Here is a 15309-nt window from a genome sequence, read left to right as displayed (position 1 = left end):
GATGACCTCCAACGGTGCCGATGCGGCCGCGCAGTGCTGATGCATGACGGCATGAAGCCGATCGCGCGGCGGCTCGCTGAGGCCGCGACGCGAATGGTGGAATCGATGCATCAGGTAGTTGCTTGTGAAGCGTGCAGGCATCTATCGAGGACACAGACCCGTGAAGAACTCATTCGATTATCTTGTTGTAGGCGGCGGCTCGGCCGGCAGCGTGCTGGCTTCGCGTTTGACCGAAGATCCCGACGTGACGCTGTGCCTCTTCGAAGCCGGCGGCACCGGCGATGGATGGCCCGTCACCGTGCCGGCCGCCCTGGTGCTGATGATCCCGTCCAAGCTGAACAACTGGGCGTTCGAGACGGTGCCCCAGAAGGGGCTGCAGGGGCGCCGCGGCTACCAGCCGCGTGGCAAGGCGTTGGGCGGATCGTCCGCGATCAATGCGATGGTGTACACGCGCGGCCATCATGCCGACTACGACGATTGGGCCGCGCTCGGCAACGAAGGCTGGGGCTGGAACGACGTCTTCCCGTATTTCAAGCGAAGCGAGCACAACGAGCGGCTCGGCAATGAATGGCACGGGCGCGGCGGCCCGCTGTGGGTCAGCGACCTGAGGACGGACAATCCATTCCAGGCGCGTTGGCTGGACGCCGCACGAGAGTGCGGCCTGCCCGTCACGGACGATTTCAACGGTGCGGAGCAGGAAGGCGTCGGCATCTACCAGGTGACCCAGAAGAATGGCGAGCGCTGGAGTGCGGCACGCGCCTATCTTTTTCCGCACCTGAAGACGCGCGGCAACCTGACGGTGGAGACGGGCGCGCAGGTCCGGCGCATCGTGTTCGACGGCAAGCGGGCCGTGGGCGTCGAGGTCACGCGTGGCGGGAATGTCGAGACGGTCTGGGCGAAGAAAGAGGTGATCCTTTCCGCCGGCGCGCTTCAATCGCCGCAGTTGCTGATGTTGTCCGGCGTCGGGCCGAAGGACGAACTCGAGCGTCACGGAATCCAGGTCGTCGCCGATCTCCCGGGCGTGGGTGAGAACCTGCAGGATCATCCGGACTTCGTCGTCAGCTACAAGACGAACAGCCTGGATGCGCTCGGCGTATCGGTGCGCGGCGCGATCAAGACGCTGGGCGACATCCGGCAATACCGGAACTCGCGAACCGGTACCCTGACCACCAACTTCGCCGAAGGCGGCGCATTCCTGAAGACGCGTCCCGATCTCGATCGCCCGGACGTTCAGATGCATTTCGTCGTCGGGCCCGTCAGCGATCACGGACGGAAGGTGCGGCTCGGACATGGTCTTTCCTGTCACGTGTGCCTGCTGCGGCCGAAAAGCCGTGGGTCGGTCAAGCTGCGAAGCGCCGATCCGCTCGATGCGCCGTTGATCGACCCGGCATTCCTCGAGCACGACGACGATCTCGAGGTCCTGGTCGACGGGTACAAGCTGACCCGGCGGTTGATGGCCGCGCCGGCGATGGCCCGGTTCGTGACGGAGGACGTGTTCGCGTCCCGGTCGCGATCGGACGACGACATTCGTGCGTTGCTGCGCGAGCGGACCGACACCGTGTACCACCCGGTCGGAACCTGTCGCATGGGGAACGACGCGCTCGCGGTCGTCGATTCCCAGTTGCGCGTACGGGGAACGGAAGGATTGCGCGTGGTGGATGCATCGATCATGCCGACGCTGGTGGGCGCAAACACGAACGCGCCGACGATCATGATCGGTGAGAAAGCCTCTGATCTGATCAGGAGGATCTCCCGATTCCCGTCCGCGATACCGGAAAACGCGGTGTGAGTGACCTTCTCGCCGACGTTCGTCGGCACGAAGGCCTCATCCGCACGTGAACGTCGCGAGCATGATGTGTGCAGCGACGTCCATGACCCGAAGGCAAGGGCTCGCCGGCCGGTTGCGGCAAGACTGGACGTTGCCGGGGCATCGCGCGCTTTCGGGCGTCGAGCGCTCGCGCGGTGAGTCCTGGTGATGCGGCCAACCGCCGATCATGAACGCATCCTTGCTCGTTGAAGCGCAAGGCGAGCACGAGGCAAGCGATGCCGCCACCCGACGCGCGGATGCCGGGTGGCGACCTGTATGCGCCAACCACCGGAGAAAGACCGCTGCTTGCTTCATGGCGATGAGTCGCCGCAACCGACGAACCAGTCGGCCGATCGATCTCGCTCGGCGTCCGGCCTCGTCCGGGCGCGGGAAATATTCTTCCCCAGCCTCTATCCCGATGGCGTCGGCGTGTGTCATGCCGAACGCCGTCTTCAATTCGACGAGCGATGCCTGTGAACGGGGACCCCCGTGCGGTGCCTGAACGCGGTCCGGAAGGTGTCCGCTTGCACGAAAGGCAACGACTCGGAAATTCAATCATGCACTCGCTCATACTCATCGCGGATGACGCACCGGAAATGTCGTCGACGCTCGATACCTGCCTGACTCGCCATGGCTTTCGAACATTCCAGACCCACCCCGCCCAGACCGTGCTGGCTACGCAACTGAACCTGAAGCCGGATCTGGTCATTCTCGACGTCCGTGAACTGCGTGCGGATACCCTGGACATGCTCGCCAGGCTTCGACGGCAAAGCGATGCCCCCATCGTCGTCATTTCGGCGTGTGACCGGGAGGGGGAGCAGCTGCGCGCACTGCACGCCGGCGTCGACGACTACATCGTCAGGCCGTTCGATCCGGACGTGGTCGTCGCGCGATTGCTCACGATTCTTCGGCGCTCCGGCACGCTCGCGCCTGAACGTCGCCTCCGGGTGGGTACGCTCGAAGTCGATACGGAAAGCTATATGGCGTGCGTGAGAACGTCCTCCGGCGAAACGCCGGTCTCCGTGACACTCGTCGAATTCCGCCTGCTGGCTCACATGGCCAGGCTGCCGAATCGTGCATTTACGCGCGTCGAATTGCTCGATGCGTGCATGGCGGACGTCAGCGCATCCACACGCACCGTCGACAGCCACATGAGCCGGTTACGGAGAAAGCTGATGGCCGCCGGCGCGTCGGGCATCGTGGAAAGCGTGCACGGCATCGGCTATCGACTGCGAAAATCCGGCTGACGGGGGAGGGTGTCGCGCGTGGCGTGACACGGCGGCTCGTCCGTCAGCCGCTTCTTCTTCGAGTGATCCGTGCCCCCGGGTGGGAGAACTCGATCGCCGTTTGGCTCGACCCTCCATCCGAGGTCAGGCAGGCTTCGACACGGCGGGCCGCGATTCACGATCGCGGCCCGCCGCGCGCTTCAGACATCCGGCCGTTACTGCGCGATGACCCCGTCGCGAGAGAAGATCAGCCACTTGTCGCCGGTCGACGGGAGCGCCGCGGTGTACGTCGTCCCGGTCTGGGTACGCAGGCGCTGGAACGTCTTGCCATCATCGGTACTTTGAGCCTGCAGCCCGTCGACCCCTATCGCCAATACCGTGGCGCCTCGGGACGCAAGCGCGGTAATGGAATTCCGGGTGTCGAGCGTCGCGCGCGACCAGGTATGGCCGTTGTCCTCGCTTCGCATCAGCGTGCCGCGCAGCCCGCCGACCAGCAGCACGCCGTCGGGCAGCGCCACGCCGCACCAGAACGACCCCTTGTAACCGGTCTCCACGCTTTCCCACGTGTTGCCCTTGTCCCGGGAAATCAGGAGTTGCCCCTTCTCGGCCGTGGCGAAGATCTCGCCATTGCCGTTCGAAAACAGGCCGAACAGATTCAGGTCCGACTTCTTGCCGTTCGGGAGCACGGCTTCCTTTTTGGTCCAGGTCTTGCCGCCGTCATCGGTGACGAGGATGAGCGACCAGAGTCCGACGGCCACGCCGTGGTTGGCATCGGTGAAATGCACGCCGAACAGCGGGCGATCCTCGCTCGTCACGAGACGTTGCACCTCCCACGTCTCGCCGCCGTCGGTCGTCTTCAGGATCGCGCCCCAGTGGCCGACTGCCCACCCTGTCCTGGCGTCGATGAAACTGACGGACGTCAGCGTCGAGCTCAGGGGCACGGACTTGGCCTGACGGTACGTCGCACCGCGGTTGTCGGACAGCAGGACGATGCCGTTCGCGCCGACACTCACGACCCGCTGGCCGGCCCAGGCCGCATCCAGCACGGGGGACTGGGTCGCGATGCTGGACTGGACGGCCGGCACGGGCCGGAGTTCCGATGCGGATGCCGCGCCCGGCATGCTGCCCAGCAGCGCGCCAAGGACGACGGCGCCGGCCGACAGGGAGAGAACCTTGCGATACAGGGTCATGGAATCCTCTTCTTCTTCAATGAGCGAGCAGGCCGGGGGCACGGGCGGGCTTGCGCCGCGGGAAGATGCGCTCGAGCCAGACGGCGAACGCGGGCAGAACCGTCATGGCCATCACCATGTTGACGATGAACATGAACGCCAGGAGCTTGCCCATGTCCGCCTGGAACTTGAGCTCGGAGAACGACCAGGTGGCGACGCCGATCGCGAGCGTGATCGCCGTGAAGATGGTGGCCGTCCCGATCTCGAGGATCGACTGTTCGAGCGCCTTGACGATGCCGACGCCGTTGGCGAGATGCAGCTGCAGCCGGTTGTAGATATAGAACGCATAGTCGACGCCGATACCCACCGCCAGCACCATCACGGGCAACGTGGCGACGGTCAGGCCGATCTGCAGCTCCTTCATGAACCAATACCCGACGAAGGTGCCGATCGTCAGCGGCAGGCAGCAGGCGAGCACCGCGCGCAGGTCACGGTACGTGACGAGGACGAGCAGGACGATGGTCGTATAGACGTAAAGCATCATCGGCAATTCGCTGCGCTCGATTTCGTCGTTGACCGCGGCCAGCACGCCGGCGTTGCCGGACGCGAGCCGGATCTTCACGCCCGGCAGCTTGTCCGTATCACGGAAATGCTTCGCGGCGTTGATCACCTGGGTGATCGTGGTCGCCTTGTGATCGGCCAGATAGATGTTCACCGCCGTCATGCTGCAGTCCTTGCGCATCACGCCGGGCGTGCGGGCCACCTCGCCGGCCAGCGATGAATAGTTGTCCGGATCGATGGGGATCGCGGACATCTTCGGATTGCCTTCGTTGTATCCCTCGTTGTATTGCCGCAGCAACGACGAGAACGAAACGACCGACAACACGCCGGGGACGGCACGCATCGACCAGACGAAGCGATCCTGGTAGGCGCCGACCTCCACGTTGTTGCAGGACTGGGGCGGCGCTTCGAAGACGATCGAAATCCAGTCCAGGCCGACGTCATAGCTCGACGCAATCGAAACCGAATCCTGGTTGAACCGGGCGTCGGCACGCAGCTCGGGCGCGCCGGCCTGCAGCGTGCCGACCACGCGGTCCCGGCTTTCCCAGGCCGCCACGGCGAACACCACGACGGCGGCCAGCAGGACGATCGCCGCATTGCGCGGAATGGCGACTTTGGCGAGCACGCGGAGCACGCGGCCACGACGAACGGCGTGCAGTTCCGCATTCTTCGCATAGTTGCCATCGACCTTGAGCAACGACGCCGCCAGCGGCAGCATCACCAGGTTCGTGACGATCTTGTACGCCACGCCGAGCGAAGCGGTGATCGCGAGCTCGCGCACCATCGGGATCGGAATCAGGATCAGCGTGACGAAGGACACGAACGCGGTCACCAGCGCGAGCGTGCCGGGAATCAGCAGCCCGCTGAAGCTGGACCGGGCGGCTTGCTCCACCGACTTCCCGTGGGAGATCTCGCGCACGATGAAATTGATCTGCTGGACGCCGTGTGAAACGCCGATCGCGAACACCAGGAATGGAACCAGCACGCCCAGCGGGTCGAGCCCGTAGCCGAGCAGATGCAGCGTGCCGAACTGCCAGACGAGCGAGACGAGCGAGCAGGTCAGCGGCAGGATCGTCAGGCGAATGGAGCGACAGTACCAGTAGACGGCCAACGCGGTCAGGAGCAGGGCGATCGCGCAGAACTTCAGGACGGACGACGCACCGTTTGCAATATCGCCGATCTGTTTCGCGAAACCGATGATCTGGATTTCATAGTTCGCATCCTCGAACTTGGCGCGCAATTGCGTTTCGAGCGCCTTGTCGAATGCCACATAGTCCACCCGCTCGCCTTTGGCATCCAGCTCGTTGAGATCGGCGGTGACCATGGCGCTGCTCTGGTCGCGCGACACGAGGCTGCCGACGAAACCGCCCTGGGCGGTCGAGCGCGAAATGGCGCCGACCGTGTTGCCGTCGAGCTGATCGGGCGTCACGGTGCCGGGAATGAGCGGGTCGGCCCGGAATCCGTCTTCGGTGATCTCGTTGACGAATGAATTCGGTGTCCAGAGCGATTGAACACTGCTGCGAGATACGTTCGGCAGGAAGGTGACCGCCTGGGTGACTTCATACAGGCGCTTCAACGCAGCCGGCGTCCAGATGCTGCCCTTGCGGGCCTTGACGACGACGATCAGGCGGTTGGCGCCGAGCAGGTCACCGCGATACTCGTTGAACGTCTGCGTGTATTCGTGGCCCAGCGGCAGCTGCTTCTCGAACCCGGCATCCATGCGCAGCTTGACGGCGAAGCAGGCCATGACGACCGTGAACAACACCAGGAGCCCCAGCACGAGACGCCTGTGACCGAACAGCGTATTTTCCAGCGAATGAAGAATTCTTGGCAGCTTGCTGGGTCGGGCTGCGTCGGAAACAGGCGGTTGATTCATATTGACCTCAGAAATTGCGAGATGCGACGATTGCCACGAAGTCCCTGTCACGTAGCGGGTTGGCCAGCGGGTTGGTCGGGCCCATGAAACGGGTGTAGTTCAATCCGACCTGCCAGTTCGCCGGGTTCTGTATGAAGTTCACATACAGGTTCATGGCCGTCACGCCGCGCATGAACTGGGCATTCACGTTCGGCGTATTGCCGAAGAGGCCGTACCGGACGAATATCCCCGGATTGACCTGCCACCCGGGAATGACGGTGCCGTCGTACACCCAGTTGAAATCGACGTCGATCCCGCCGGAGTATTTCGTTCCCTGGGCACTACCCGGCGTGTTGAGTGCGCCGGTCGCGAACAAGTCGTTGAATTCGTTCCCCCACAGAAGCGCGCCAGGCGAAATCGGCGATCCGCCGTAGCTCTTGTGAAGCCCCGGATAAGCAATGATCACCGTCTCGGTCGTCAGCGTGGCGGTCTGGGCGCCGAGCAGCTTCAGGAAGGCGCCCGAATTGCCCGGTTGCAGCGAATAGAGGGTCGTCAGGTGCCACTGGAAGCGCTTCTCGTCGACCCAGCAGTTCCCCCCTTGCGCGACGCATCCGCTGGCCGGATTCAGCGGAACGGCGTCTCGCGGCCGGTACGAGAGCTCGGTGCCGATCGCCCAGTCGCCCACCGGGAAGTTGGCGCTGACACCGATCATGTGGCGGTCTTCCGGAAACCGGAAGACCGTCCCGCCCGTCGAGCTCAGCGAGACTTGCGGGAACTTGTCGTGGTACGCGATCGTGTAGAAGCCGAGATTCAGGTCCGTTCCCGCCGGCTGGTAGCGAATGGAAAAACCATACTGCCCGCCGTTCTTCGGATGGATGGTCGAGGCGCCGTACGTGTTGTTGCCGGGCCCGACGATCTGGTTCGACCAATAGCTGCCAACCGGCGGCAGGTAATTCTGGTTCCAGTTGCTCTGGAAGTACCCTTCGACGTTCACGCCGTGACCCACGCCGGATGCGACGCTCACGATCGGCGCCGGCAGGATGATCTCCTTGACCTGCGCGCCGGGCTGGGACGCGCGATTCACGTCGATCGCATTCGTCGCATTGACCCCGCCGGTTTCCCAGATGCTTTCGCCCCAGCTGACGACCTGGTTACCCACGCGGATGCGCGCGATCTGGTCGCCGACGTTGAACTGCTTGCTGACCCACAGGTCGAGCAGGCGCGGCTTGAAGCGGATGTTCTTCTCGGCATCGGACGGGAGCCCGCCGCTCAGGTTGGGCGAAGGGTTGTAGAACAGGTCCTGTCCGCTGGTCGCGCCTGTCGTGCGGGTGCCGGAGTAGTCGTATTGCCAGGTGCCCCGTGCCATGAACGTGAGCCCTTGCGACGGCATCTTCAGGACCAGCTCGTGGTTGCCCTTGAGATAGCTCGTGAACGGATCGCCCTTGCCGTAGTTGATGTCGCCCTGATCGGAGAGGCCGCTCAATTGACCGAGCCGGCCGCCACCCGTCTGCGCACCGGTGGCCACGTTGTAGGTCGGCGACACGAGATTGCTGCTCGGCGACGCGGTGCGAATGCCGACGCCTGCCGATATCGTCGAATCGAAACTGCCTTCGACGTTGCCGATCGTGAACGTGAAGGCATGCGCGCTGCCGCACCCGACGGCGACAAGCGCCGCGATTGCCGCGCGCACGAACACCACGCTGGAGCGGGGCTGTAATGAGGAGGTGGTAGCCATTTTGTCTCGGCCCCTGTCAACGCTCGCTCAACGCACGGAGATTATCGGCGTTGTAGAAGCTCGGCTTGTAGTGTTGGTCCGCCGACGAGTCGACCGACCACTTCGCGTCCCGTCCGGCCGCGAGCATCGAACCATCCACGAGATACCGGCCGTCGACGAGGTTGTATTGCGCGAATGCGAGCGTGTCGCAGCTCCCCGTTTCGTACACCGGAATGATGTAGCCCTCGCGAACCTTCGAGACGTTGCCCTGCGCGTCGTAGTCCACCGCGCCGAGGTAGCTCCAGCTGTCTTCGTCGACGTAGAAAAGGCGCTTGGGCGCGGTATGGCGCATCCCCTGCTTGACCGTGGCTTCCACGACCCACACGCGATGGAGTTCGTAGCGACGCTTCGCCGGGTTCACGAAGTCCGGGCCGTACGCATCGTCAAATTTGTCCGAGAAGTCGTACATGCCCAGGTCGTTATAGGTAACGATCATTTCCTTCTTGCCGAGCAGCTTCCAGGAGAAGCGGTCCGTCTGGCCGGAGAAGACCAGCGCTTCATCGATGTTGTACTGGTTGTCGAAGCCGATCTGCGGCGCATCGTACGCATACGACGGCATGCGACGGGTCCGGCGCTGCCCCGGGAAGTAGTAGAAGACTTCGGTCGGCTTGTCGGCATAGTTCGTGAAGATCGCGGCCTGGCCGGCAATGGCCGCCGGGGACTTGTACGCGTAGTAGGCGTTGCCTTCGATCTGATTGACCTTCGCGAACGTCGTGCCGGCCTTGTCGCCCCACGGCTGGTAAATCCATGCGTCGGACACGTTCTTGATCCAGTCGGACGCGCCCTTGCGCGGCGAGACGACGGTGATGATGTCGCGCATCTCGACGCCGGCGCCGCGGTAGTGCAGCTTCGCGTTCCACATCACTTCCGCGCCGGTCTTGGGCGCAGGGAACGGGTAGCCGGGCAGGTGGGCATCGGCGAGTTCCGATCCGTCAGCCGACATCTTGGCGAAGCCCGCGTTGTTCTTCGTGTTCTCCGCGACGAAATCGGGGACGCCGCACGTGCGCCGGGACGGATAGACCGGCATCGTGAAGCCCTTCAGGTTCTTCAGCAGTGCAATCTGGCCCGGGTTGAGCTTGTCCGCGTACTTGTCGACATTGCTGGCGTCGATCGTGTACAGCGGCTTGTCGGACTTGTATTTGAAGAAATCCGCGCGGCGCTTGCCGTAACTCCAGCCTGCCCCGACGTTGCCCACGGGGGTCCAGGCGGGAATGCCGCTCGCGGTGCCGGCGATTTCGGCGCCCGACGGCGTATGTGAGGCATCCGTCCCTTCCGCAAGCGCACCGGTCAAAGACATCGCGACGGCGGAAGCGATGACGGACAATTTCGCTGCCGATCGGATGAGCGAAGCGGATTTCTTGAAAGCATGAGTCTTGACCACGGCTATCTCCTTGACCTTGACCAGGTAACGTGCGCCCGCCAAAGGGTTGTGCATAGGTGAAAACGGATGAAGGGTCCGATAGTCCAGCCCGTTTATTAGCTATGCGAAATGAATTGGGGTGTGCTTGTACTTTGTTTTGCTGAATCACCGAACTCCAGGTCATCGCTATGACGTAGAAGTTCGTATTGTCCGGCGCCTGGGCGTCGCGCCGGACGGTTTGTCAATGCATGCAGCTATTGGGCGCCCGCCAGGGCCGGATACGGCTTGTTCGACCGGACCGGCTTCGTACGCGCCACTGTCGAACGGCTTCTGGTTTCCGGCTTATGCCGGGACCGACGAGAAGTACTCCGCCCGTTGCGCGTGCCATCCTGCCCAGCGCTTCTCCCAGTAGAGGTTGTGAATCTTCTCGGAGATCGGGCCGGGGCCGTTGTGGTTGCCAAGCGGTTGATCGTCGACGGCGCTGACGGGCATGATCCCGCCTGCCGACGACGACGTGAATGCTTCGTCGGCCTCGCGCAGCTGGGTCGCGGTGTACGTGCCGATGTTCACCTTGATGCCGAGCTCGGCGGCGATATCGAACACGCTCTGGCGCGTGATGCCCAGCAGGCAGCCTTCGGCGGGGGTGTAGAGCTCCCCGTTCTTGGCGAAAAACACGTTCGCACCGGCTGCCTCGGTGAGGTTGTCGTGTTCGTCGACGAGCACCGCCCAGTCCTTCTCCTGCGTCATGGCTTCGAAGAGCGCGAGCTTCATGTCCATCCAGTGGAAGTTCTTCGCCGTGGGGTCGACCGCCTTCGCGGAAATGCGGTTGTACCGCTTGCTGATCAGCAGGTTCGAGCCGCGCGTGCGGACCTCGTCGTCGGCCTGGAAGAAGAACGGCACGGCGAAGGCGAACATCGCGTTCTTCATCGCGCTGCGGTCGCGGCGGTCGACGCTCAGCGGGCCACGGGTGACGCACCACCAGACGTACGCGTCCTTCAGGCCGGCATTGCGCACGAGCGTGTGGAGAATTTCCCGGACCTGGTCGCGATTGAACGGATTCTCGAGGAAGAACTTCGCCGACGACTCTTCCATGCGCGCGAGGTGATCGTCGAGCCGGAAGAAGTTGCCCCGCGAGACGGTGACGACATCGTAGGCCGCGTCGGCGTGCAGGAACCCTGCGTCGACGAGCGGGACGGTCGCTTCGGTGATGGGAACGTACTTGCCGTCACAGAAGGCGCTGCCATCTTCATAGCGGGGTTCATGCGGAGCGCGAGCATGCAGCGGATTCTCGTGCATGATCTGCTGGACTTGAATGATTGCCATGGTAATTACCTTTCGCTCCCGAGGGAGAGTTGTCGTTCGATGTTGACGTCAAAAGCGACCGGATCGCGGTGCGCTTCCTTGCGGATTGCTTGCTTCCAGGCTATCCGCCGTGAAGTCTGCCATATGACTTGATCAAGTGACCGTGTAGTGGAAAGTATTGCTCGAAAAATTCCTTGTCGATGAAGGTTAACCCTCTGTGATGCCTGCCTCGATACGCTAGCGGCGAGCAGACTCGTGCTTGCCGGCCGGTGATCGTCGAACGTCCGTGCCGGTAGCCAAACCGATTCACCTGAGATAAGAGACTTCGGCGTGTCGCGCGCTTCGCCGGAAGCCGCCTCGTGGTTTCGTCTCCATCATCATCCGGTCACACGCGCTGCAGATCTTTTGCAGCAGCATGACGGTTCGTTCCATGAAGCGTCTTACTTTGGCTTGCCGGTGGCAATACTGATTATTACCGAGTCATGTGACTTGGCCAAATGATCAAAAAAGACGTTAGTATGGATCTTCCCGGGCGATCCAGAAGGCTGAAGACTCGCCCTCGATACCAAAATGACATGGAGCGAGCAGATGCCGATTTTCGAAGCAGACCATCTCCGCAAGGCGTTCATCGGCGGCCGTTGGGTGGGGCCGGTGAACGGTGGCGTGGAGCACGACATCATCAACCCGGCGACGGGCGAAGTCTCCGGCGCGTTGCTGTTCTCGGACGAAGCCGATGTGAACCTGGCCGCGCAGGCGGCGCGCGACGCGTTCGCGGCATTCTCGACCACACCGCTCGTCGAGCGGCTCGCGATGCTCGAGCGCGTGATCGCTGCCTACACCGAGCGGTTGCAGGATATGGCGGACGCCATCACGCTCGAGATGGGCGCGCCGATGGACGCCATTTCTCGCCCGCTTCAGGCGGCACTGGGGCTCTGGCACCTTCATACGACGCTGGAAGTGGCGAAGCAGTATCCGTTCGAACGCACCCAGGGCACGTCGCGGATCGTGAAGGAGCCGGTGGGGGTGTGCGGGTTGATCACGCCGTGGAACTGGCCGATGAACCAGGTCATGTGCAAGGTGGCGCCGGCGCTGGTGGCGGGTTGCACGATCGTGTTGAAGCCCAGTCAGAATGCGCCATACTCGGCGATTGTTCTCGCCGAGATCCTCGAGAAGGCCGGCGTTCCTCCCGGCGTATTCAATCTCGTGCAGGGCTCCGGGCAGCGCCTGGGCAGGGCCATTGCGTCCAGCCCGCTCTTCGACATGGTGTCGCTGACCGGTTCGACGAGCGCCGGCGTGGAGGTCGCACAGGCCGCTGCGACGACGATCAAGCGGGTGACGCTGGAGCTGGGCGGAAAGTCGGCGAACATCATTCTGGATAGCGAAAACTTTCAGCAGGGTGTCACGCATGGCGTGCTCCAGATGATGGCCAACTCCGGCCAGACGTGCACCGCGCCCTCGCGCATGCTGGTGCCGGCGCATCGGCTCGAGGAGGCGGAGCAGATTGCGGTCGCGGCGTGCGCGCAGGTCGTCGTCGGTGATCCGCGCGCTCCCGGTACGACCATGGGGCCGATGGCAAACCAGCGCCAGCATCGCAAGGTGCAGGAGATGATTCAGACGGGCATCGACGAGGGCGCGGTGCTCCTGTCGGGCGGGCTCGGCAATCCCTCCGGGCTCGAACGAGGCTACTACGTCAAGCCGACGGTCTTCAGCCGCGTGAACAATCGCATGACGATTGCAACCGAGGAGATTTTCGGCCCCGTCCTGGTGATCATCCCGTATCAGGACGAATCGGACGCGGTCGCCATTGCCAACGACTCGCCGTACGGATTGTCCGGCTACGTCTACGGCGACACGATCGAACAGGCGGAGCGCGTCGCGAGACAGTTGCGGACCGGGATGGTGCATTTGAACGGCGCGCCCGTCGACATCGCGGCGCCGTTCGGTGGGTACAAGCAGTCCGGCAACGGACGAGAGTGGGGCTACGCCGGTATCGAGGAGTTCCTGGAGACGAAGTCGATGTTCGGCGCGGCGCCGGGCGCCGTCAGCTAGCGGGAAGCGACGACGGGCGTCCGGCTGTCCGCGGACGTCCGTCTACGGAAAGGCGGCAGGATCGAGGCCGGTCACGAGGCATCGTGCGGATGGGCAGTGTCGGGTTGCCGGCGATGGTGCAATGACACGCCGCGTCGGCGCTCAGGCCTGCACCGTCGAGCTCGAGAGAGAGGTGGCAAACGCCTCCAACGCTGAACTTACACTATCCAGGTTCGCCTTGAGCTCGCGGATATTCGTGTCGCCTTGCCAACTGTTCAGCAATCCATCGATCAGGATGATGCTCATTCTGGCGACGGATTCAATCGCGTCAGGGTTGACTTGTGGCGCGCACTTGCCGAGGTAAGCGATCGTTCGCTCGATGGTCTCGACATAAGTTTTCAACGCGAAATCGGGGCGATGACGCTCTGCCCACTGGATCAGTTCAGACTGTGCCCGGGCGTACGACGGATGCTGCACGAGCCAATCGACATTCTTGCGCAGCTGCCATCCGGCGAGTTCGCCGAAAGAATGAAATTCCCTGTCGGCGAGAGCATTCGCCGCGAGCAGGTCGAACAGGGATTCGTACACCGCGTCGAACAGATCGTCTTTGGTATGGAATACATAATGCAGCGATGCCAGCGGGCAACTCGCGGCTTCGGCGATTCGCCGCGTGGTGGCTCCAGCGACGCCGTGCGCGGCGATCACTTCAACGGCAGCGTCAACGAAATCTTGTCGCCGCAACGCAGCGCGAACTCTTGTCATTGGTAAACTCCGGTACCCGAAAATCCTCTTCCGTTCACGTCATACACAGGTGTAGTGTTTATCCGTGATACATGGTCAAGTGACCATAACGCTCGTGAATTATGTCGGCTTCTTGAAAGTTTGTCCATGAATGGGCCGGGCCGCGGATGCCATGAATATTCAGTTCGCTTTTTTGCGCTGATTCTGGAAGTTTTGATCGTATGACTTGATCATTTGATCGGTCAACGTTAAGCAGACAAAGAGACGCTGTCGATGGAGGTAAACCCGTGAGCGCAAGAACTGCGACGTAAGTCCGAGGGCTGCCTGCCAGGAGCGTCGGGTTTCGATGCGAATGGAAACGGGGTGCTTGGCTGCAGCCGGTGTGGATTCTCGGTGAAGCCCGTTACGTCGCGTCGAACGTGCGGGGTCGAACGCGAACAAGGGCTCCTGAAAGCACCTTCGAGCAGAGCGTGCGCGCAGGGCGGCGCATGGGTGAAATTGCAACGTCATGCGCCGCGAGCCGTGCGGTCATTTGAAGCGGCGACGCTGCCGCTGTGAGGGCACCGGGGGGGAGCCGGTGCCTCCGCGTAGGTGGCAGCGGTTCAGTGCTTCCGTACCGACTTGCGAGGGGTCTTGGCGGCAGGGCGCGCGTCCGACAGTGTCGCCGCGTAGGCGGCCAGCATCTTGCAGGCGTGGTCGACATCGGTTGCCAGACGCTTCGAATCTTCCTGGGCAAACCACGAGAAGAGCAGGCCGTCGACCAGGACGATGGTCAGCCGCGCAATGGCGTCCAGCACCTTGGCATCTGCACGGGGCTCGGCGGTGGTCAGATTGCTGCGGGCACCTTCCTGGGAGATGCGAAGCGCGTTAACGGCCATGTCGGGCTGATGCCTGAGCGCCCACGTATACAACTCCGACTGGGTCTTCGCGTATGTCGGGTTGGCTTCGAACCAGGTCATCACGGAGCGCAGGTTGAACTCCGCCAGGTCCGACAGGGTGCCGTGCTCCGGAGGCTCGGGGCTATCCGAGCGGATCAAGTCGATCAGGGACTCGTAGACGGCGAACAGCAGCTCGTCCTTTGAGTGAAACACGTAGTGCAGGGACGCCAGTGGGCATCCTGCAGCCTCGGCGATGCGACGGGTCGTGGCACCCTTCACACCGTGCTCTGCAATCACCGCGACAGTCGCCGCGACGAGGTCCTGGCGGCGGACTTCAGCCCGTACTCGCTGCATAGGCCAGCGCTCCGTTTTATGTCTTCGTCCAAAGGCGCTACCCGTGCAGGGTAGTCGAATCCTCGGATATTAGCATGACGATGGGCGGCATTTCGCTAGCAACACAAGGCATTGTCCCCCACGGATATTGCGCCGCCGTGGCGTCGTGAGACGTGCCGTTCGCAGGTACGTGCCGGGCATGGTGATGGCGTCGATGCGCCGCGGCGCAGGACGAACATCACGGCAGCAATGCGACTCGGCGGCAGGCTCCCTGA

General features: G+C 63.0%; 10 protein-coding genes. 3 read left to right on the top strand and 7 right to left on the bottom strand.

What is annotated here, in order from left to right:
• Positions 1-160: 160 nt before the first annotated feature.
• Entirely contained in the window at positions 161-1789 is a 1629-nt protein-coding gene (locus LGM89_RS23250) for a GMC family oxidoreductase (protein ID WP_226274010.1), read from the top strand.
• Between the two features lie 575 nt (positions 1790-2364).
• A complete protein-coding gene (locus LGM89_RS23245; protein WP_089498458.1) occupies positions 2365-3054 on the top strand; it encodes a response regulator transcription factor in 690 nt (229 codons plus the stop codon).
• A gap of 194 nt (positions 3055-3248) precedes the next feature.
• Here LGM89_RS23245 and LGM89_RS23240 read toward each other — a convergent pair whose 3' ends face one another.
• The 5 genes from LGM89_RS23240 to LGM89_RS23220 form a co-directional block, all read right to left on the bottom strand.
• Positions 3249-4223 carry a WD40/YVTN/BNR-like repeat-containing protein gene (locus tag LGM89_RS23240; protein WP_226274009.1) on the bottom strand — a complete coding sequence of 325 codons (975 nt, stop codon included), beginning with the start codon at positions 4221-4223 and terminating at the stop codon, positions 3249-3251.
• A gap of 16 nt (positions 4224-4239) precedes the next feature.
• Entirely contained in the window at positions 4240-6639 is a 2400-nt protein-coding gene (locus LGM89_RS23235; protein ID WP_226206187.1) for an efflux RND transporter permease subunit, read from the bottom strand.
• A gap of 7 nt (positions 6640-6646) precedes the next feature.
• Positions 6647-8353 carry a DUF1302 domain-containing protein gene (locus LGM89_RS23230; RefSeq protein WP_089498461.1) on the bottom strand — a complete coding sequence of 569 codons (1707 nt, stop codon included), beginning with the start codon at positions 8351-8353 and terminating at the stop codon, positions 6647-6649.
• A gap of 16 nt (positions 8354-8369) precedes the next feature.
• On the bottom strand, positions 8370-9689 hold the full coding sequence (locus LGM89_RS23225; protein WP_089499045.1) for a DUF1329 domain-containing protein: 1320 nt from the start codon (positions 9687-9689) through the stop codon (positions 8370-8372).
• Positions 9690-10094: 405 nt separating this feature from the next.
• Entirely contained in the window at positions 10095-11075 is a 981-nt protein-coding gene (locus LGM89_RS23220; RefSeq protein ID WP_089498462.1) for an aminotransferase class IV, read from the bottom strand.
• A 567-nt stretch (positions 11076-11642) separates the two neighbouring features.
• Here LGM89_RS23220 and LGM89_RS23215 point away from each other — a divergent pair.
• Complete coding sequence (locus tag LGM89_RS23215; RefSeq protein ID WP_226274008.1) at positions 11643-13103, top strand: aldehyde dehydrogenase family protein; 1461 nt, start codon at positions 11643-11645, stop codon at positions 13101-13103.
• Between the two features lie 141 nt (positions 13104-13244).
• Here the strand turns inward: LGM89_RS23215 and LGM89_RS23210 are convergent, their stop codons facing one another.
• Both LGM89_RS23210 and LGM89_RS23205 read right to left on the bottom strand, forming a co-directional pair.
• On the bottom strand, positions 13245-13844 hold the full coding sequence (locus tag LGM89_RS23210; RefSeq protein ID WP_089498464.1) for a TetR/AcrR family transcriptional regulator: 600 nt from the start codon (positions 13842-13844) through the stop codon (positions 13245-13247).
• 581 nt (positions 13845-14425) lie between these two features.
• Positions 14426-15055: a TetR/AcrR family transcriptional regulator gene (locus tag LGM89_RS23205; RefSeq protein WP_089498465.1), complete on the bottom strand. Its 630-nt coding sequence runs from the start codon at positions 15053-15055 to the stop codon at positions 14426-14428.
• Positions 15056-15309: the final 254 nt, after the last annotated feature.

Origin of the sequence: Burkholderia sp. AU31624 (assembly GCF_020420065.1) — a bacterium.
In the GTDB taxonomy this organism is placed as follows: domain Bacteria; phylum Pseudomonadota; class Gammaproteobacteria; order Burkholderiales; family Burkholderiaceae; genus Burkholderia.
The sequence above is the reverse complement of the archived record's forward strand: the minus strand, read 5'-3'. Positions and strand labels throughout refer to the sequence as shown.

What these genes read in the sequence shown, in the direction of transcription:
- LGM89_RS23225 (WP_089499045.1), bottom strand. Translation starts at nt 9,689, where the DNA reads ATGTCTTTGACCGGTGCGCTTGCGGAAGGGACGGATGCCTCACATACG.
- LGM89_RS23245 (WP_089498458.1), top strand. Translation starts at nt 2,365, where the DNA reads ATGCACTCGCTCATACTCATCGCGGATGACGCACCGGAAATGTCGTCG.
- LGM89_RS23240 (WP_226274009.1), bottom strand. Translation starts at nt 4,223, where the DNA reads ATGACCCTGTATCGCAAGGTTCTCTCCCTGTCGGCCGGCGCCGTCGTC.
- LGM89_RS23210 (WP_089498464.1), bottom strand. Translation starts at nt 13,844, where the DNA reads ATGACAAGAGTTCGCGCTGCGTTGCGGCGACAAGATTTCGTTGACGCT.
- LGM89_RS23235 (WP_226206187.1), bottom strand. Translation starts at nt 6,639, where the DNA reads ATGAATCAACCGCCTGTTTCCGACGCAGCCCGACCCAGCAAGCTGCCA.
- LGM89_RS23205 (WP_089498465.1), bottom strand. Translation starts at nt 15,055, where the DNA reads ATGCAGCGAGTACGGGCTGAAGTCCGCCGCCAGGACCTCGTCGCGGCG.
- LGM89_RS23220 (WP_089498462.1), bottom strand. Translation starts at nt 11,075, where the DNA reads ATGGCAATCATTCAAGTCCAGCAGATCATGCACGAGAATCCGCTGCAT.
- LGM89_RS23230 (WP_089498461.1), bottom strand. Translation starts at nt 8,353, where the DNA reads ATGGCTACCACCTCCTCATTACAGCCCCGCTCCAGCGTGGTGTTCGTG.
- LGM89_RS23215 (WP_226274008.1), top strand. Translation starts at nt 11,643, where the DNA reads ATGCCGATTTTCGAAGCAGACCATCTCCGCAAGGCGTTCATCGGCGGC.